The 19094-nt window shown below is 73.1% G+C and carries 17 protein-coding genes and 1 tRNA gene; 5 read left to right on the forward strand and 13 right to left on the reverse strand.

All coding sequences use genetic code 11. The annotated features are described in order from the left end of the window. The coding region (locus MHY49_RS16490) for a glycoside hydrolase family 3 N-terminal domain-containing protein (protein WP_239205947.1) at positions 1 to 2311 on the forward strand (2311 nt) is incomplete at its 5' end. A gap of 40 nt (positions 2312 to 2351) precedes the next feature. On the opposite strand, the gene MHY49_RS16495 is transcribed toward MHY49_RS16490, so the two are convergent. The 8 genes from MHY49_RS16495 to MHY49_RS16530 form a co-directional block, all read right to left on the reverse strand. After that, the gene (locus tag MHY49_RS16495; RefSeq protein WP_239205949.1) at positions 2352 to 3344 is read right to left on the reverse strand and encodes a hydroxyacid dehydrogenase; all 993 of its coding nucleotides are present in this window, start codon (positions 3342 to 3344) and stop codon (positions 2352 to 2354) included. Continuing rightward, positions 3341 to 4123, reverse strand: a complete 783-nt coding sequence (locus MHY49_RS16500; protein WP_239205951.1) for a sugar phosphate isomerase/epimerase — start codon at positions 4121 to 4123, stop codon at positions 3341 to 3343. Before MHY49_RS16500 ends, MHY49_RS16495 begins: the two co-directional genes overlap by 4 nt. Beyond that, a complete protein-coding gene (locus MHY49_RS16505; protein WP_239205953.1) occupies positions 4120 to 4545 on the reverse strand; it encodes a VOC family protein in 426 nt (141 codons plus the stop codon). Before MHY49_RS16505 ends, MHY49_RS16500 begins: the two co-directional genes overlap by 4 nt. Positions 4546 to 4558: 13 nt before the next feature. Further along, complete coding sequence (locus MHY49_RS16510) at positions 4559 to 5590, reverse strand: Sir2 family NAD-dependent protein deacetylase (RefSeq protein WP_239205955.1); 1032 nt, start codon at positions 5588 to 5590, stop codon at positions 4559 to 4561. Further along, positions 5583 to 6446, reverse strand: a complete 864-nt coding sequence (locus MHY49_RS16515) for an SMP-30/gluconolactonase/LRE family protein (RefSeq protein WP_239205957.1) — start codon at positions 6444 to 6446, stop codon at positions 5583 to 5585. The genes MHY49_RS16510 and MHY49_RS16515 overlap by 8 nt, the downstream gene beginning before the upstream one ends. Before the next feature lie 115 nt (positions 6447 to 6561). Further along, the gene (locus MHY49_RS16520; protein WP_239205959.1) at positions 6562 to 7275 is read right to left on the reverse strand and encodes a CE1759 family FMN reductase; all 714 of its coding nucleotides are present in this window, start codon (positions 7273 to 7275) and stop codon (positions 6562 to 6564) included. Positions 7276 to 7382: 107 nt separating this feature from the next. Then, positions 7383 to 8537 (reverse strand): LLM class flavin-dependent oxidoreductase, encoded by a 1155-nt coding sequence (locus MHY49_RS16525; RefSeq protein WP_239205961.1) that lies wholly within the window; start codon positions 8535 to 8537, stop codon positions 7383 to 7385. 147 nt (positions 8538 to 8684) lie between these two features. Next, positions 8685 to 9761 (reverse strand): hypothetical protein, encoded by a 1077-nt coding sequence (locus MHY49_RS16530; protein ID WP_239205963.1) that lies wholly within the window; start codon positions 9759 to 9761, stop codon positions 8685 to 8687. A 126-nt stretch (positions 9762 to 9887) separates the two neighbouring features. On the opposite strand from MHY49_RS16530, the gene MHY49_RS16535 reads away from it, so the two are divergent. Then, the gene (locus MHY49_RS16535; protein WP_239205965.1) at positions 9888 to 11966 is read left to right on the forward strand and encodes an alpha/beta fold hydrolase; all 2079 of its coding nucleotides are present in this window, start codon (positions 9888 to 9890) and stop codon (positions 11964 to 11966) included. A 339-nt stretch (positions 11967 to 12305) separates the two neighbouring features. Continuing rightward, on the forward strand, positions 12306 to 13187 hold the full coding sequence (locus tag MHY49_RS16540; RefSeq protein ID WP_239205967.1) for a sugar phosphate isomerase/epimerase: 882 nt from the start codon (positions 12306 to 12308) through the stop codon (positions 13185 to 13187). 51 nt (positions 13188 to 13238) lie between these two features. On the opposite strand, the gene MHY49_RS16545 is transcribed toward MHY49_RS16540, so the two are convergent. Continuing rightward, positions 13239 to 13742, reverse strand: a complete 504-nt coding sequence (locus MHY49_RS16545) for an OsmC family protein (RefSeq protein ID WP_239205969.1) — start codon at positions 13740 to 13742, stop codon at positions 13239 to 13241. A 168-nt stretch (positions 13743 to 13910) separates the two neighbouring features. On the opposite strand from MHY49_RS16545, the gene MHY49_RS16550 reads away from it, so the two are divergent. Next, entirely contained in the window at positions 13911 to 14546 is a 636-nt protein-coding gene (locus tag MHY49_RS16550) for a cysteine dioxygenase family protein (RefSeq protein ID WP_239205971.1), read from the forward strand. A 95-nt stretch (positions 14547 to 14641) separates the two neighbouring features. Here MHY49_RS16550 and MHY49_RS16555 read toward each other — a convergent pair whose 3' ends face one another. The 4 genes from MHY49_RS16555 to MHY49_RS16570 form a co-directional block, all read right to left on the reverse strand. Further along, positions 14642 to 15076 carry a HEAT repeat domain-containing protein gene (locus MHY49_RS16555; RefSeq protein ID WP_239205973.1) on the reverse strand — a complete coding sequence of 145 codons (435 nt, stop codon included), beginning with the start codon at positions 15074 to 15076 and terminating at the stop codon, positions 14642 to 14644. Between the two features lie 69 nt (positions 15077 to 15145). Beyond that, a tRNA-Ser gene (locus MHY49_RS16560) sits at positions 15146 to 15230 on the reverse strand. Positions 15231 to 15362: 132 nt separating this feature from the next. Beyond that, complete coding sequence (locus tag MHY49_RS16565) at positions 15363 to 15482, reverse strand: methionine/alanine import family NSS transporter small subunit (RefSeq protein ID WP_200501628.1); 120 nt, start codon at positions 15480 to 15482, stop codon at positions 15363 to 15365. Then, positions 15482 to 17338, reverse strand: a complete 1857-nt coding sequence (locus tag MHY49_RS16570) for a sodium-dependent transporter (protein WP_239205974.1) — start codon at positions 17336 to 17338, stop codon at positions 15482 to 15484. Before MHY49_RS16570 ends, MHY49_RS16565 begins: the two co-directional genes overlap by 1 nt. 415 nt (positions 17339 to 17753) lie before the next feature. Here MHY49_RS16570 and MHY49_RS16575 point away from each other — a divergent pair, with 415 nt between their 5' ends. Next, positions 17754 to 19028 (forward strand): M20 family metallopeptidase, encoded by a 1275-nt coding sequence (locus MHY49_RS16575; RefSeq protein WP_370646198.1) that lies wholly within the window; start codon positions 17754 to 17756, stop codon positions 19026 to 19028. The last annotated feature ends 66 nt before the right edge of the window (positions 19029 to 19094 follow it).

Raw genomic sequence — 19094 nt, forward strand, 5'->3', positions numbered from 1 at the left:
CTCCGACCCCCGGAACCCCTCCGCCCGGTCTGCCGACCCGTCGGCCGATGTCTCCGCGCTCAGCCAGGAGGAGAAGATCGCCCTCACCGGCGGAGCCGACTTCTGGCACCTCCACGATGCCCCCTCCCTGGGTCTCGGGCAGATCCAGGTGAGCGACGGACCGCACGGACTGCGCCAGCAGTCCGGCGCGGCCGACAACCTGGGGCTCAACGACTCCGTCGAGGCCACCTGCTTCCCGCCCGCCGTCGGCCTCGCCTCGACCTGGAGCCGCTCGAGCGCGGCCGCCGTCGCCGGGGCGATCGCCGAGGAGGCCCTCGCCGGCGGCGTCTCCGTGGTGCTGGGCCCGGGCATGAACATCAAGCGCTCGCCGCTGTGCGGACGCAACTTCGAGTACTTCTCCGAGGACCCGCACCTGTCGGGCGAGCTCGCGACCGCCTTCGTGGACGGCATGCAGGAGCACGGCGTCGGCACCTCGGTCAAGCACTTCGCGCTGAACAACCAGGAGACCGACCGCATGCGCGCGGACGTCGACGTGGACGAGCGCACCATGCACGAGATCTACCTGCGCGCCTTCCGCACGGTGGTCACGCGGGCCCAGCCGTGGACCGTCATGTGCTCCTACAACAGCGTGGACGGCACCCCTGTCGCCCGGAACCGCCGCCTGCTCACCGAGATCCTGCGCGAGCAGTGGGGGTTCGAGGGGCTCGTGGTCTCCGACTGGGGAGCGGTCGAGGACCGGCCCGCCTCCGTGCGGGCGGGCGTGGACCTGCAGATGCCCGCCGACCCCTTCGGCGAGCAGGACCTGCGCGAGGCCGTCGCGCGCGGGGACGTGGACCAGGAGGCGCTGGACCGCGCCGCCGGGAAGGCCGTCGCACTGCTGCGCCGCGGGCTCGCCGCGGCCGACCCCGACGCGGCCTACGACGCCGCGGCGCACCATCGCATCGCCGTCGAGGCGGCCCGCCGCGCGCTCGTCCTCCTCGAGAACGACGGCACGCTGCCCCTCGCCGAGCCAGGGACCGGCGCAGATGCGGGGACCGGTGCGGGCGCCGCCTCCGACGCCGAGGGACTCGTGATCATCGGCGACTTCGCGCAGACCCCACGCTACCAGGGAGCCGGCTCCTCGCACGTGAACCCAACCCGCCTCACCGACGCGCTCGGCGCGATCCGGGCGATCGCCGGCGAGGACGTGCCCTTCGCCCGAGGATTCGCCCCGGGGACGGCCGACGGGGCGACGGACGCTGCCCTGAGCTCCGAAGCCCTGCGCGCTGAGGCCGTCGAGCTCGCGCACGGCGCCCGCACCGCCGTGCTCTTCCTGGGGCTCGGGGAGGACGTCGAGTCCGAGGGCTTCGACCGCACCGACATCGAGCTGCCCGCAGCCCAGCTGCAGCTCCTCGAGGAGGTCCGGGAGGTCGCCGAGCGCGTGGTCGTGGTCCTCTCGAACGGCTCCGTGGTGCGCCTGCCCGAGGCGCTGCGCGGCGTCAACGCCCTGCTCGAGGGCTGGCTGCTGGGCCAGGGCGGCGGCGAGGCCACGGCCGACATCCTCTTCGGCCGCGCGAACCCCTCGGGCCGCCTCGCGGAGACCATCCCCCTGCGCCTCCAGGACACCCCCTCGTACCTGCATTTCCCGGGCGAGGACTCGCACGTGCGCTACGGCGAGGGCCTGTTCGTGGGATACCGCGGCTTCGACGCCGTGGACGCGGAGGTCGCCTATCCCTTCGGCCACGGCCTCAGCTTCACGACCTTCGCGCAGAGCGATCTGGCGGTGACCGCTACGGCCGGGGGCGGCATCGACCTCGAGGTGACGGTCGAGAACACCGGCGACCGCGCGGGTCGCGAGATCGTCCAGGCCTACGTCTCCGTGCCGAGCTCCCGCGTGACCCGCGCCCCGCGCGAGCTCAAGGGCTTCGCCGAGGTCGAGCTCGCGCCCGGCGAGTCCCGACGCGTGGGGATCTCGATCCCTGCGGAGGCCCTGCAGATCTGGAGCCCCGCGGCCGGCGGCTGGGTCGTCGAGGGCGGCACCTACCGCGTCGAGGTGGGGGCCTCGAGCCGGGACCTGCGCGCATCGGCCGACGTCGAGATCGCGGGCGACGAGCCCCGCCCGGTGATGACGATGACCTCGACGCCGCTCGAGATCCGTGCCGTCCCCGGCGGGGAGGAGGCGCTCGGCTCGCTCCTCGGCGACAGCGGTCTGTTCGCGGACCCCGAGATGCTGAAGATGGCCGAGCAGATCCCCGTCGGCCGCTTCACCGGCCTCGGAGGGTTCAGCCGCGAGCAGCTCCAGGAGATGCTCGACCGCGTGAACAGGGGCTGAGCACGGTCAGCGACTGAGCACGGCCAGCGAATGACCATTCTCAGGCGCTGACAGAGAGCCGCCGCGGGTCCACGGGGAATCGCGGCGGCTCGTGCGCGGCGAGACGGCGCACCTCCTCGAGCGCGGACTCGCCCATGCGGTGCAGCTCGTTGCCCTGCGAACCGGCGATGTGCGGGGTGATCAGCACCGTCGGCACGTCCCACAGCGGGTCGTCGGCCGGAAGATCGTCCTCGACGTCGAGCACGGCGCTGATCCGTCCGCTGAGCAGCTCGGCGCGCATCGCGTCGCGATCCACGAGGGCGGGCCGCGCCGTGTTCAGGAAGGTCGCGCCGTCGGGCATCGAGGCGAGAAGTCGCGCCGTGACCATGCCTTGGGTGGAGGGGACGTCCGGGGCATGGAGGCTCACCACGTCGCTGCCCGCGAACAGGTCGTCGAGCTCGACCTTGCGGCCGCCCAGCGCCGCGATCTCCTCGGCGCTCACGAAGGGGTCGCTGACGAGCACCTCGAGGTCGAAGCGGCGCAGGTGCTCGGCGACGAGACGGCCGATGCGCGAGGCGCCGATGAGACCCACGACGGAGCGGAAGTTCCCCACGCGCTCGCTCACCGGAGGCTCCCGGCGCCGATCGCGCACCTCACGGTGCCTGGCCGCCTGCGCCAGGGTGCGCTTGCCGGCCAGGAGGATCTGCGCGAGCGCGAACTCGGCGACGGGCACGGCGTTCGCCTCGGTCGCCGAGGTGACGACGATGTCCCCGCGCTCCCACACGGCCTCGGAGACGACGAAGCGGATGGTGCCCGCGGTGTGCACGATCGCGCGCAGCCGCGGCATGCGCCCGAGAGCCGCCGCGTCGACGAGCGGCGAGCCCCAACCGGTGAGGAGCGCGTCGACGGCGGAGAGCTCGTCGTCCTCGAGCTCGGAGAGATCGGGCGCGGTGTGCTCGACATCGACGTCCGCGAGCGCGGCCAGGCGCTCCAGCTGGTCGCGGTCGAACATGCGGTGCTGCAGCCCGTCGGGCATCGCGAGCAGGACTTTCATGAGGTGGATGCTCCGTCCACCCCGATCAGTGCGCGGAGCGTCGCCGCCTCGCGGTCGAGCACCGCGGGGTCATCGTCCGGGACGAACTCGAGCAGGGCGTCGCGGTCCGAGCCCTCGGCCTGCAGGATCGAGAACGCCGCGCGCCACAGGTCCGCGCGCTCCGCGAGCGGCAGGCGCGCGGCGCCGGGCCACCACGAGAACACGTGGATGGTCGACGTGCGCGGCAGCGCGGTGCGCAGCGTCTGCAGGGCCTCGCCGTCCGGCATGTCCTGGTGCGGCTGCCAGTAGGTGCGCACGTTGCCCGCGGCGACCTCGTCGAGCAGGCGCATGGTCGACTCGATCTCGTCGGTGAGCGTCCCGCCGTGGAACTCGAGGCCGAGGTCGATCCCGTGCTCGCCCGCGCGCGTCGCGAACTCGCGGATGCGCCGGGCGGTCTGTGCCCGCTGCGGTGTCGGGGTCCGACGGGAGCCCGTGCTGCCCGCCCACACGCGGATCCTCGGGGCGTGCAGGGCGCGGGCGGAGGCGAGCACCGCGTCCGCGTCCGCGCGATGTGCGGCATCGTCGCCGGTGAACCGCAGGTAGGAGCCGTAGGACGCGACGGAGAGCCCCGCCTGCTCGGTGAGGAGGCGGACGCGCTCGGCGCTCTCCGTGTCCCCGGGCGGGACGTGCACGTCCCCGCCCCATTCGATGCAGGAGAGGCCGGCGCGTCGGGCGAGGTCGATCAGCTGCTCGGCCGTCAGGTCGCGGAAGGTGATGGAGCAGAGGCCGGGACGGATCATCGTGCGCCGGTCCTTTCCGCCGGGTCCCAGTCCCGGCAGCAGAGAACGAACAGGTATCCGTCGGGGTCGCGCAGGGTCACGCCCCACGTGTCCCAGTAGGGGTTGCGAGCGGCGACGCGGACGCCGCCGGCCCTCTCGATCCGGGAGATCCACGCGTCCGACGCCGGCTCGCCGAGATAGACGACGAGCAGGTCCTCGTCCGTGGGACGGGCCTCGGCCGCGCTCTGCGGATCGTCCACGAGCTCGAGATGCCAGCTTCCCCCGGCGGGACCGACCATGGTCAGACGATGCCCACCCTCGGCCGAAGCGTCCGTGCGCCACTGGACCTCGAGCCCGACGCCGTCGACCCAGAAGCGCTCTGCGGCGGCCAGGTCGCCGGTCGGACGGGCGATGCGAAGCGGCGCGGACGAGAGATCGTGCATGGGCGTCATGGTCTCATCGGCTCCGATGGCGCCCGGGGTGATCCCGTACGCCGAGCTCCAGCGCCCAGGCGCCCAGCACATCGGCGACGCGGCCGTGGACGCGCACGGTCGCGCGGTCGTCGGCCCGGGTCGGGCCGTCGTTGACGATCACCACGGGCTTGCCGTCGGCGAGGGCCTGGCGGGCGAATCGCAGACCCGACATGACGGTGAGGCTCGAGCCGAGCACGAGCAGGGCGCGCGAGCGCTCGAGCAGCGCGAAGGCATCGGCGACCATCTCGCGCCGCGCGCTCTCCCCGAAGAACACCACGTCGGGCTTGAGCATCCCGCCGCACAGGGCGCACGGCGGGTAGCGGAAGCGGCTCGTGCGGTCGACTTCGGCGTCCCCGTCGGGCGCCTGGGCGGCGTCCCGGGCGAGGTCCTCGAGGCGCGCGGCGATGTCGGGGTTCATCCCCAGCAGGCGCGAGTGCAGGGAGTCGCGGGAGATGGTCGCGTCGCAGTCCAGGCAGCGCACCACGTCGAGGCGCCCGTGCAGGTCGACGACCGGTTCCGAGCCCGCCTCCTCGTGCAGCCGGTCCACGTTCTGGGTGATCACGCCCGTGATCTCGAGGGGCGCGGCGAGCGCGGCGAGCAGGCGGTGCCCGCGGTTCGGCCGGGCGGCGCCGAACTGGGTCCAGCCGACCGTCGAGCGCGCCCAGTACCGGCGCCGCGACAGATCGGAGCGGACGAACTCCTGGTAGGTCATCGGCGTGCGCGGCACCGCGCGCGGACCGCGATAGTCGGGAAGCCCCGACTCCGTGGACAGTCCCGCCCCGGTCAGCACGGTGACCGGGCCGCCCCGCAGCACGTCGAGCGCTCCGAGCACCTCCTCGGGAGTGCTCAGCCGGCCGTAGAGCGAGGGATCCGCGGGGCCCCAGGGATGGTCGCGGGCATGGGTGCGGAACACGTGGTCCCCGGGGTCGGCTCCCGTGTCCGCGCTGCGCGAGCCGGTCGAGAACCAGCGGCCGACGTCCGCGGCGGGGCCGGAGGGGGCGGGGGCCTCACCCACCGAACACCAGCTCCTCGGCGATGCCGCTGACGCCCGGCGCGACCGCGAACAGGGAGCCCGCGGCGGGGTCCTCGCCCTCGGGCAGGTTCTCCCTGCTGGTGGTGAGGTACAGGGTCGTGAGGCCCTCGCCGCCGAAGGTGCAGGCGGTGACCTGGCGGGCGCCCACCTCGATGCGCTCGGCCACGGTGCCGTCGGCCTCGAGGCACAGGGCCCTGCCGGCGCCGTTCATCGCGACCCACACGCGGCCGTTGGCGTCGACCGTGAGGCCGTCGGGGTGGCCGTCCTCGTCGCCCAGGTCGCGGAAGGTGCGTCGGTCCACGAACCCCGCGGTCTCGTCCCAGTCCAGGACGTCGACGCGGCCGGTGGGGGTGTCCACGTAGTACCCGTGCGCGTGGTCGGGGGACATCGCCAGCCCGTTGGAGATCGTGACGTCGTCCCATGCGCGGATCGCCGTGCCGTCGGTGCCGAGCCGCCACATCGAGGCCGCTCCCTCGGTGCGGTCGTAGGCCATGGAGCCGCACCAGAAGGTGCCGTCGGGCGCGACGGCCCCCTCGTTCATCCGCACGGGCTCGTCCCACAGCGCGGGCAGGGCGGTGATCGTGCCGTCGGGGTCCTGGAGGCCGAAGCCCTTCTCGAGGGCGAGCACGGCGCCGCCGCCGCGACGCGGGCGCACGCAGGCGACCACAGGGCTCGGCACCTCGGTGCGGGTGATGCCGCCGCTCGCGGGGTCGAGCTCGAGGAAGGACCCGGCGAGCATGTCGACGAAGCGCAGAGCCCCGCCCTCGCCCCAGCTCGCCGACCAGATCGGGCCCTCGCCGTGGTAGCAGAGGGAATCGGTGAGGCGGGCTGCGTGCATGGGTCCTCCTGGCTGCGGCGGTCGCCGCCCACGCTACCGGGCGTGAGGAGGCACCGCGGAGGATGCGCGGCGCCGAGCTCCGCAGCGCGGGCGGAATGCCCGGAACCCGGCGCGGTCAGTGCCCGAGGAGGCGTCCCATCGGGACGAAGTCCGAGAACTCCGCGTCGAGCGCAGGGGAGGTGCCGACGGAGGCGCCGTCGGCGTCGTCGTCCCTGTCGGCGCCCTCCGAACCGTCGTCGGTCTCCCCGGACCCGTCCGCCCGCCCGACACCCGCGCTCAGCATCGCCGCGAGCTCCCCGCCCGCTCGGTGCGCCCTCTCGACCAGCGGATCCTGCGAGGCCTCGGCGGCCGAGGCGCCGCCGAAGTCGGCCGATGCCGCGAACACGGCCGTCGGCACCAGCTCCGCACGGAGGTAGGAGAACATCGGCCGGATCGCGAAGTCGAGCGCCAGGGAGTGGCGGGCCGTCCCGGCGGTCGCGCCGAGCAGCACGGGCTTGCCGCGCCACAGGTCCTTGTCGAGGGCGTCGATGAGCAGCTTGAACAGGCCCGACGGGCCGACGTTGAAGATCGGGGTCACCGCGATCACCGCGTCGGCCTCCCGGATCGCGTCGACCACGGGGCGCAGGCGCTCGCCGGGGAAGTGCGAGAGCAGGGCATCGGTGAGGTCATGGGCATGCTCGCGCAGTTCGATCGTGGAGGCCCCGACCTCGGCCCCCGTGGCCTCGAGGGCGGTGCGCGAGGCGGCCGTGAGCTGGTCGGCGAGCATGCGGGTCGAGCTCGGGGTCGACAGGCCCGCGGTGAGGGTCAGGACGCGGTAGGTGCGGGGCACGGGGACTCCTTCGACGAGGTGGCGGACGACGAGGTGGCGGAGCGGCGGACGACGGGCGGGCAGGCGCAGGCGCGGCGGCCGGCGCGGGGGACAGGGGCCCGTCCGCGTCAGCCGCGGTCCTCGGCGCGCAGACCGGTCCAGTTGTCGCCCGTCTCGAAACGGTACGACGCATCGAACGCGCCCTTCTCGGCGTCTCGCGCCGCGACCATCGCGGCATGCGTCGGCCCCTCGGGGACGTCGGCCGGGCGGCGCGCCTCGAGCTCGCGGCGCAGGACGGGGACGACCTCGGTGCCCAGCAGCTCGATCTGCTCGAGGACGGTCTGGCGGGGAAGGCCCGCGTGGTCCATGAGGAACAGCTGGCGCTGGTAGTCGCCGACGGCGTCGGCCATGCCCAGGTAGCGCTCGACGACCTGCTCGGGCGAGCCGACGGTCAGCGGCGTCTGCTTCGTGAAGTCCTCCATCGTGGGGCCGCCGCCGTAGACCGGGGCGTTGTCGAAGTACGGGCGGAACTCGGCGATCGCGTCCTGGGAGTTCTTGCGCATGAAGGCCTGGCCGCCCAGCCCGACGATCGCCTGCGAGGCCTTGCCGTGGCCGTAGTGCTCATAGCGCTCGCGGTACAGCTGCACCATCTGCTTGGTGTGGCTCATGGGCCAGAAGATGTTGTTGTGCAGGAATCCGTCGCCGTAGTAGGCGGCCTGCTCGGCGATCTGCGGGGAGCGGATCGAGCCGTGCCACACGAAGGGCGCCACGCCGTCGAGCGGGCGAGGGGTCGAGGTGAACTGCTGCAGCGGGGTGCGGAACTCGCCCTGCCAGTCCACGACGTCCTCGCGCCACAGGCGGTGCAGCAGATCGTAGTTCTCGATCGCGAGCTCGAGGCCCTTGCGGATGTCCTTGCCGAACCAGGGGTAGACGGGGCCCGTGTTGCCGCGACCCATCACCAGGTCCACGCGGCCGTTCGTGATGTGCTGGAGCATCGCGTAGTCCTCGGCGATCTTCACCGGGTCGTTCGTGGTGATCAGCGTGGTCGCGGTCGAGAGGATGAGGTCCTTCGTCTGCGCGCCGATGTACGCGAGGGTCGTGGTGGGGGAGGAGGTGACGAACGGCGGGTTGTGGTGCTCGCCGATCGCGAAGACGTCCAGGCCCACCTGCTCGGCGAGCTTCGCCTCCTCGACCATGAGCTCGAGGCGCTCGTGCTCGGTCGGCACGCGTCCCGTCGTGGGGTCGGGGGTGATGTCCGCGATGGTGAAGATTCCGAACTGCATGACGGCCTCCTGGGCTCTGCGTCTGAAGATGGTTCAATATTAAACTACTTTGAGGGCGGCGGCAAGCGCGGCGGGTCGTGGGACACACTGGGGCCGCTGACCTGCGGGTTCAGATCGGCCATCGGGACGGCGGCGCGGCCGACGGGCTCAGCTCACGTCGGAGGTCTCCGCCGTCCAGGCGTTGCACGCGCCGAGATCGCCCTCGCTCTCCAGGCCCGCGCGGATCCAGGCGTCCTGCGAGTCCTCGGAGATCGTGGGGTCGGTGTTGTCCTTGCGCGCCGGGGCGTCGAGCACGGACTTCTGGAGGGCGGCCGACGGGCGGGCCCCGTCGGGAAGCTGCATCACGGTCGCCGCCGCCATGCACTGGTTCTGCAGGACGTAGCGACGGTGCGCCTCGTCCTGTGCCTTCTCGTCGTCACTTACCTCGTCGTCCAGGTGCTGGTAGTAGAGGCCGATGCTGGACTGCCACATGACCGTCGTCTGCTGCACGAGGGCGAGCCCCCACAGCAGGTGGGCCGGGTAGTCCGCGGCGGGGTCGTCGGCGTCGGAGGCGTCGTAGTCGGCGGGCCAGTAGATGGTGTTGTCGAGGTTGCACACGCGTGGGTAGTCGCGCTCGAAGGTGTCCTTCTCGCAGCTGGACTTCGGCACGTCGGGCCAGCTGTAGACCACGATGCTCGGCGTCGCCCAGGGCATCGAGCGGTCCGAGCTCGCGGTCGACCACACCTGCGTCAGGCACGACTCGCCGGCGTTGAGGAAGGCCTCGAGCTCCTCGTCGCTGTGCTTCGCCGCGAGCTTCGGGAGGTCGCACTCGTCCGCGGTCGGCAGGGTGCCGCGCGTGAGCGGGTTCGTCTGCAGGACCTCGCGCGTCTCCTGCTCGCTCAGCGTGAGCTTCTCGTAGGGGTCGGCCGGGGTGAACGGCGGAGGCGTCTCCGGCGGCTTCGAGGAGGAGTCGGAGGAGGACGTCCCCGAGGGGTCCGCGGACGCCTCGTCATCGCCGCGCTGACTGAGGATCACGGCGAGCGCGCCGCCGCCGATCGCGATGAGCAGGAGCACGAGGCATCCGCAGACCCCCACGATCCAGGGGCCGACGGGGCGGCGGGGCGAAGCGGGCTGGCCGGGCAGCCCCGGCTGTCCCTGCTGGGCCTGCTGTCCGGGCTGCCCGGGCTGCTGCGGGGGTCCGGGCGGCGACTGCTGCCCGTATGGCGATCCCGGTCCCTGCGTCATGGCTCCCCCTCGTGGCGCGTGCGGCAGTCCGGTCCAGAGCGTACCCAGGCGCCGCGTCAGCACAGAGCGTACTCACCGGGGCGAGGCGATCACGCGCCCGGACTCGTTCTGGCAGGATTGCTGGTCATGACGCATCGGAGCATCACTGCACTGCTGGACGCCCGCCACCTCGCGGGACTGGAGACGACGCCGGGCGGGAGGATCGTCGCCAAGGTCTCGGCCCCCGACGCGAAGGGCACCTCCTATCGCAGCTCGCTCGTGGAGATTCTCGGGGACTCCCTGCTCCCCCTGACCCGCGGCAGCGCCTCCGTGGGCTCCGTGGCGCTCGCCGAGGACGGCACCACCCTGTTCACCGCCCGGCGCGTGGGGGAGGACGGCGAGGAGGCCGACGACGCCCAGCTCTGGGCCCTGCCCCCGCGCGGAGAGGCTCGGGAGATCTCCTCCCGTCCCGGCGGCTTCGGCGGGCTGCACCTCGCCGACGGGGTGCTCGTCGCCGAGATCGACGTCCACTCGCAGGCGTCCGACGAGGCAGAGCATGCCCGCCTCTCCCGGGAGCGCTCGAAGGCCGAGGTCAGCGCCGCCCTCCACGACGGCTTCCCGACCCGCCACTGGGACCACGACCTGGGCCCCGCCCGCAGCGTGCTCGCCGTGGCGGCCCTCCCCGAGGACCTCTTCACCGCCGAGGCCACCGCCGCGCCCGACCAGTCCCCGTCGGCCGACCAGTCCGTGTCGCCCGACCAGTCCCCATCGGCCGATGGCGACGACGCCCCGCGTCGCCAGGTCCTGCACTTCCGGCATCTGGAGATGCCGCCGGGGCGGCTGAGTGCATGGAGCGCGGACCGGCAGGGCCGCCGCGCGCTCGCCGCGATGACCGACTCGCTCGACGACCGCCTGGGCGTCGGCCGCCTCTTCCTGCTCGACCTCACGGGGACGCAGGCCCCGCAGCTGCTGCGCGACGCCACGAACGAGGTCGAGTTCTGGCCCGGCGAGTTCAGCCCCGACGGGACGCACGCGCTGATCTCGCGCGAGCGCACCTGGACGCAGACGGCCTCCGCGCGCTCGCGCACCGAGGTGCTCGACCTCGCCACCGGGGAGAGCCGCGAGATCTGGCCCGAGCTGGACCGGGACCCCCACCTCACCTGGGCCGACGCAGACACCCTCGTGGGTGCGGGCGATGACGAGGGGCGCGGATCCGTGTGGATCGGCGGTCTCGGCGACGCCGCCGGGCGCCGGCTCGCCGGCGGACCGGACCAGGACCTCTCCTTCGCGCAGCTGACCGTCGCGGGCGGCACGGCGGTCGCCTCCGCCTCCGGGATCGCCGTCGCCCCGCACCCCGTGCGCATCGACCTGGCGAGCGGCGAGGTCGCGGACCTTCCGAACCCCGCCGACGCCGTCGAGCAGCCCGGCACTCTCACCGAGGTGTCCGCCACCGCGCAGGACGGCACGGCGCTGCGCGCCTGGCTGCGTCTGCCCGCGGGAGAGGGCCCGCACCCGCTCGTCGTCTTCGCGCACGGCGGCCCCTGGGGGTCGTGGAACGCCTGGACCTATCGCTGGAATCCCGGTCCGTTCGTCGACGCGGGCTACGCCGTGCTGCTGCCGGACCCGGCGATCTCCACCGGCTACGGGCAGGAGATGATCGACCGTGGACAGCACGAGCTGGGCGGCGCACCGTTCACCGACATCATGGCGCTCGCGGACGCGACGGTCGCCCGCGCGGACATCGACGCCGAGCGCACCGCCTTCGCGGGAGGCTCGTACGGCGGGTACATGGCGAACTGGGTGGCCGGGCACACCGGCGATCGCTTCCGCTGCGTGGTCACCCATGCCTCGCTGTGGGACACGGCCTCGATGGGCCGCACCACCGACAACGCCGGGTGGGAGCGGTCGATGCGCGAGCAGAACCGCCGCTTCAACCCCAAGGACTCGGTCGCCGAGATCCAGGTGCCGATGCTCGTGATCCACGGCGACAAGGACTACCGGGTGCCGATCGCGCAGGGGCACGCGCTCTGGTACGACCTGCACGAGTTCTCCGCCACGCCGCGCGACGAGCAGGGCCGCACCCGCCACCGCTTCCTCTACTTCCCCGACGAGGGCCACTGGATCACCGGGCGCGGCAATGCGCAGGTCTGGTACGAGACGTTCCTCGGGTTCCTCGACGAGCACGTGCGCGGCATCGCCTGGGACCGCCCCGCGACGCTGGGCTGAACGGTCGGCCGATCCCTCGGCGGAACGGCTGAACCGCTGCGGCCGACGGGGCCTGCCCGGCATCGGGGCCCGGAACAGAAAGCGCCCCGGCCCGTCCCCACGGGCCGGGGCCATCCCTTTCCCCGGTGCTGCGGGTCAGGCGGGGAGCCTCTCCTCAGTGGCTCGCCGCTCCGTCAGCACCTGGGATACACCTAACCGGCTCCAGCCTGGCAGGCGCTGAACGCGAGCTGTCGGTTCCCTATGCGCGCGGCCGGGCGGCGGCGGACGCGACCTGCGTACACTCGTACGCATCCATGGCAGTGCGCATCGCAGCGCTGCCGCCGCGGAGAGGCGATGACCATGAGCACCCACCACGACCTGCTGGCCTCCTGCTGGACCTGGGCAGGGGACGTCGGCCCCGGCGACCAGGACCAGCGCAGCCCCGTGCCTCTCCCGGAGAGGATCGAGGCGCTCGCCGCCTCGGGCTGGCGGGGAGTGGGGATCCAGCACGCCGACCTCGTGGAGCTGCGTGACACGATCGGTCTTCCTCGACTGCGCGAGCAGCTCGAGGACGCCGGCATCGAGCGCATCGAGCTCGAGTTCCTCAGCGACTGGTGGGAACGCGGCACGGCGCGCGCGACCTCGGACCGTCGGCTCGACGACTTCCTCGAGGCCGCGGCGCAGCTCGGAGCCCCTGCCCTCAAGATCGGCGCATGCCATCTCGGCGCCGGCCGTTCCGAAGCGCCGGAGCCCGTGGCCTTCGCCGCGGATCTGCACCGGATCGCCGAGCGCGCCGACGCCTTCGACCTCACCCTGGCCCTCGAGGCGATGGCGGACACCAACCTGCCGACCTTCGGCGACGCGGTCGACCTCATCCGCGCCGTGGACCACCCGCGCGCCGGGCTCGCCGTGGACATCTATCAGCTCGCGAGATCCGGCGACGACGACGTCACGCTCCTGCCCGCGCTCCTGGAGGACGTCACGGTCGCGGTGGTCGAGCTCGGGGACGCGCCCGTGGGCGCCGACGGCGTCGCTCCGCGCTGCCTTCCGGGCCGCGGGGATCTCGACATGGCGGGATTCGTGGTGGCGATGATCGACGCGGGATGGGACGGCTTCTGGGGAGTCGAGATCATCGCCGACGAGCTGCGGGCGCTGCCCGTCGCACAGGGACTCTCCGAGGTCCGCGCGGGGGTCGACGTCGCCCTCGCGCGCGCCCAGGAGATCCGCGACGCCCGCCCCTGATATCCGGCTGATCAGGCGGCGGCCCGTGCATGCGCGGCTGCCCGACGGGCGTCAACCCCGGGGCGGCGGCACGACCTCGAGAGCACCCGAATCGGCGCGGCCGAGGAGCCGTGAGACGGGGCAGCGCGCGTGCGCGGCCTCCGCGAGGCGACGGGCCTCGTCCTCGCCCACGTCCTCGACGCTCACCAGGGCGCGCGGCGCGAAGCGGTAGCCGCCCGCGGGGTCGAAATGCAGGCTGACCTCGACGTGCACATGGGTCGCGGCGTCGATGCCCCGCTCGCGCAGCACCGCCTTGAGCGTCTCGCCCAGGCACGTGCTCCACGCCATCGCGAGGAACTGCTCGGGATTCGAGCCCGTGGCGTCGGCCGACGGACCGCCCGTGGGCAGCGTGGGCCCGTTCTCCACGCGGACCTCGCCCGCCGTCCCGCCGACGTTCTCCACGCGCGCGGTGTACAGGGCACGCGTGTACTTCTCAGGGAGGGCGTCGGGCGCCGTGGCCGCGGACGACCCCGCGGCGGCCGTCTCGATCGGGGAGTGTCCGGATGGTTCCGCCATGGCCCCAGGGTAGACGCGGCCTGCGCCGTCCACGTGCTCGTCACCCCCGCGATATCGGGGGTTCGCCGAGCGTGCGGTCGACGCCGGGTGCTCGATAGCCTGGCCGAAGACCGCTGATGGACGTGCGTCGCCTGCTCGCAGGGGCGCACTCGGAGAAGGGACGGGCCGATGAGTGCGCAGGAGACCTCGGCGGTCCGGCCGGAGAGCGCCCAGCACGATCGCGCGCCGCAGGATGTCCCGCCCTCCCTCCAGCGCCTGATCGACGAGATCCGCGAAGCGGTCGCAGGCGGCGGCGACGCCGCCCAGACCTCGCGCCGCGTCACGCGGGCCCTGGAGCGGCACCTTGATGTGCCGGACCTCCTCCCCGCGGAGGCGCGGGTCGCGGACCCCGAGCGCTACCGGCAGAACATCGTCCACGTCGAGCCCGACGGCAGCTTCTCGATCGTCGCGCTGGTGTGGCTCCCCGGGCAGCAGACCCCCGTGCACGACCACATCTCCTGGTGCGTGGTGGGCGTCTACGAGGGCGAGGAGGCCGAGATCCGGTACCGGGTCGAGGACGCCGAGGGGAGCGAGGTGCACCTCGCCGACGGGCAGATGCCGGACCCGGAGGACGGCCTGCGCCTCGTGCGCACCGCAGAGGTGACCAACCCGAACGGAAGCGCCGACGGCTTCGCCCCGCCCGGGGATCTCCATCGGGTCTGGAACGCGGGGGAGGGCACCGCGATCTCGATCCATGTCTACGGCGCCGACATCCGCGAGCTCGGCTCGAGCATCCGGCGCACCTACGACCTGCCGGAGCGCTGAGGGGCACTGACGTCCATCGATCTGACGGATCGGGCGGGAATGACGTTCCCGCGGGAACGTCCGGTCGGCTCGAGCGGGCCTCGGTGTCGGACCGATCAGCCGGGCAGGCCCAGCGCTCGCCGTGCCGCGGCGCGCACGCGAGGGTGCTCATCCTGTCGAAGCCGCTCGAGCGCCGGCTCGGCGCCGCAGCGCGAGGACGCCCGGGCGGCGAGCACCTTCGCGGCCATCTCCCGCACCCGCCAGTGCGGGTCGTCGGTCGCCGCGACCACGGCCGGCTCGGCGGCAGCGGACCAGGCGTAGAGGAGGGCCCGCAGCGCCCAGGTGCGCACCCAGTACCCGTGGGGGCCGTCGGACCTGCCGGCGAGGACGGGGCCGGCGGAGTTCCCGCCGAGCACCTCGATCAGCTCCGCGTCGACCTCGCCGTCCCGGAGGAGCGACAGGCATCGGCCGACGAACGCCTCCTCGCCCTCGCGCGAGACCGCGGCGCCGATGCGCCGGCGGGGCGTGGACTCCTGCACCATGTCGCTCATCGTGCCACCGGCCCGGCGGATGCAGAACGCCCCTGACCCGCGAAGCGCGGATCAGGGGCGTTCCCTGGGCGGAGGATGGGGGATTTGAACCCCCGAGGGCTTTCACCCAACACGCGTTCCAGGCGTGCGCACTAGGCCGCTATGCGAATCCTCCATTGCTCGTAGAGCAGGAGACACACTACCGGAGGACCCCCGGTGGTGCGAGCCGGCCCCGGCCGGGCCGGGTGCATGTCACACCCTGTCGGGCCGACGAGGCGGCGACGAGGCCGGATCGGCCCCGCAGTGCTCAGTCCTCCGGATCCTCCGGCTCCTCCGGATGACGCACGATGTTCACGATCGCGGCGGCGAGGCCGCCCCAGACGGTGACGATCGCGACGCACAGCATGACGATGGCCGATGCCGACATCAGTTCCCTCCTCCCTGCTCTGCGCGGTGGGTGGGCGCGGAGCCGCGGGACCCCCGGGAGCCCTCTGCGTCCGTGGGCGCCGCGGCGCCGCTGCGGACTGTCGCGATCGCGCTCGAGGCGATCTCCTGGGCGCCGTCGGCGCCGCCCGTCCCCCGCACGTCACCGGCACCGGAGACCTGGGGCGGCCGCAGCTCCTGCGGGGTGCGGGGCGCGGCGGCCTCGTCGATCACGACGCGGGTGCCGGCTGCCGCGAGAACGCTGTCGGCGACCACGGGCGGAGCGATCGGGTCGCCGTCGGAATCGGGGCGGTCCTTGTTGGAGCCCGCGGGCCAGGGCGCCAGCGAGAGCACGATCGCGATCACCACGAGGGCGATCGCCATACCCCACCCGAAGACGTTCACGAACCAGGCCGGGTACTCCGAGTAGGGCTTGTCGGCCGTCAGCAGCTGCACCGCCGAGAGCACCATCGTCACGCCCAGGACCAGCGGCGCGATCACCTTCACGCACGTCTCCCAGCCGATGCCGAGCCGGAAGGTGCCCTTGAAGTTCAGGTGGTCGCGCAGTGTGGGCAGGCCGCGCACGATGTAGCCGAGCGCGATCGTCGAGACCAGCGCGGCGCCGACGATCCCGTAGGAGTTCACGAAGTTGTCGAGCGTGTCCAGCAGCGCGAGGCCCATCGTGGTCGGGAACAGCAGCGTGGAGCCGATGGCCATCGGCAGCAGCACCACGAGCGTGCCGGGCACGCGCGAGAGCCCGAACTTGTCCTGCACGGCGGAGACGATCACCTCGATGATCGAGACCAGCGAGGTGAAGCCCGCGAGCACCAGCGACCCGAAGAACAGCACGCCGATCAGGGCGCCGCCGGGGGCCTGGGAGATGATCGTCGGGAAGGCGATGAACGCGAGCCCGATGCCGTCGGTGACGACGTCCTGGACCTGCACTCCCTGCGCCTGCGCCATGAAGCCCAGCGCCGAGAACACGCCGATGCCCGCGAGGATCTCGAAGCTCGAGTTCGCGAAGCCCACCACGAGGCCCGAGCCCGTGAGGTCCGTCTTCTTCTTGAGGTACGAGGAGTAGGTGAGCATGATGCCGAACGCGACCGACAGCGAGAAGAAGATCTGCCCGTAGGCGGCGATCCACACCGCAGGGTCGGCGAGCGCCGCCCAGTTCGGCTGGAACAGCGCGTTCAGGCCCGTCATCGCGCCCGGCAGGAAGAGGGCGCGCACCACGAGGATCACGAACATGACCACGAGCAGCGGGATGAAGATCATCGAGGTCTTCGCGATGCCGCTCTCCACGCCGAGGGCGAGCGTGATGATCACGGCGACCCACACCAGCAGGATCGTGACGAGCACGGGGCCCACGTAGTCGAAGGAGATGCCCGCGTCGGCCCCCATCAGCGAATGGGTGAACTGGCCGAAGAAGTAGCCCTCCGCGTCGTCGCCCCACTTCTGGCCCACGGAGAACACCATGTAGTTCAGGGACCAGGCGATGATCAGGGCGTAGTAGGCGCCGATGATCACGCAGATCAGCACCTGCCACCAGCCGATGAACTCGGTCCAGCGCTTCAGGCGCCGCCAGGCCAGAGGGGCCGAGCCGCGCCAGCGGTGGCCGATCGCGTAGTCGACGAACAGGAGCGGGATCCCGGCGGTGAGCAGCGCGACCAGGTAGGGGATCATGAACGCCCCGCCGCCGCCCTCGTAGGCGGCGGCCGGGAAGCGCCAGATGTTGCCGAGGCCGACGGCGCTGCCGATCGCCGCGAAGATGAAGGCCGAGCGTCCGCTGAAGGCGCCGCGGTTCGCGCGTTCGCGCTGCGGCGCCTCGCTGCTCGGGGCAGTGGCTGGGGAGGAGGTCATGCGATGCCTTCCGCATGGAGGAGTGGAGGACGACGGGTGCTCCGGGCGGCTGCGGCCCGGACGCGCGACGGGCTCTGCGCCCGCGCGCGGCGGAGCGCATCCGCGGTGCACGTTGAGCGTGCACTGTAAGGGATATGGGGCGTTCCGGGCACGCGGGGGTCACTGGCCGGTCAGGGCCGACGGGCGGGGCCGGAGCCCGGCGCCGCGGGACGGGGAGGTCCATTAGGGTCTGACCATGAGCGATGTCGACCCGCAGTCCCACGGCCGCATCGGGGAGCCCGGCGCGGCCGACGCGTCCGCCCCCGGCGTCCCCACCGAGAGCAGGGTCCCCACCGAGAGCCGGGTCCCCACCGAGAGCCCGGTCCCCGCGTCGGGTGCGTACCTCGAGGAGCTGGACGCGGCGCGCGAACAGGCGATGCGCACCACCTCCCACCCCGGCTCCGCCTTCGCGGGCGCGGGGGAGGAGCTGCACACCCGGCTCGAGGACGCGGTCGCGGCCGACGCCGACGCCATGGTCGACCTGCTCCTGGATCTCGCCGCGCACCCGGAGACCGCCTTCGAGGAGCACCGCTCGGCCGCCGCGATCGCCGCCGTGCTCGAGGACCATGCGCTGGACCCCGAGGTCGGCGTGCACGGGCTCGAGACTGCGATCCGCGCGGAGATCAGCGGCGCCGCGACCCCGGAGTCGCCCACGATCGCGATCTGCGCCGAATACGACGCGCTGCCGGGCGTGGGACACGGCTGCGGCCACAACGTGATCGCCGCGATGGGCGTGGGCGCCTTCCTCGCCCTCGCACGGCTCGCGGCCACGGACCCGTCGGCCGTGCCCGGCCGGGTCGTGCTGCTCGGCACGCCCGCCGAGGAGGGGCACACCGGCAAGGAGTACATGGCCCGCGAGGGCGCCTTCGACGGCCTCGACGCCGCCGTCATGGCCCACCCGTACCCCGGCTACGACCTCGCCGACCAGGCATGGCTGGGCCGGCGCACCCTCACCCTCGTCTTCCGCGGGCACACGGCCCACGCCTCCGCGCAGCCGTTCATGGGGCGCAACGCCCTGGACGCCGCGAGCCTCATGTACCAGGGGATCGGGCTGATGCGTCAGCAGACCCCGCCGTCGGACCGGATCCACGCGGTGATCCGCGAGGGCGGGGAGCGGGCCAGCGTCATCCCCGACACCGCGCGCCTGGACCTCTACGTGCGCTCCCTGGCCCCCTCCACCCTGCGGGACCTCTCGCGTCGGGTGGAGGACGTGGCCCGGGGCGCCGCGCTGATGACCGGCTGCGGCGTCGAGATCAGCTGGGACGAGCACCCGCCCTCGCTGCCCGTGCGCACGAACGAGGCCCTCACCGGGCGCTGGGTCGAGGCGCAGCGCCGGCGCGGTCGGGACCCGCTGCCCCGCGGCGTGGTCTCCGAGACCCTCGCCGCCTCCACCGACTTCGGCAACGTGAGCTTCCGCGTGCCCGGCATGCACCCGGTCATCCACGTCGCCGACGCCGACACCGCCCTGCACACGCGCGAGTTCGCCGCGGCCGCCACCGGGGACCTGGCCCGGGCCTCCGCGGCCGACGGCGCCTACGGCCTCGCCGCGACAGTGCTCGACATGCTCCACGACGCCGAGCTCGCCGCCGCCGTGCGCGAGGAGTTCGAGGCCGCAGGCGGCGCGATCGACGTGCCCCACTACTTCGACTGACCCCGCACCCCGTCGGTCGACAGGTCTGTCGGCGGGGTCTATCGGCGGGGTCGGCCGACGGGGCTG

This window comes from Brachybacterium sp. ACRRE (assembly GCF_022346485.1).
GTDB lineage: Bacteria > Actinomycetota > Actinomycetes > Actinomycetales > Dermabacteraceae > Brachybacterium > Brachybacterium halotolerans.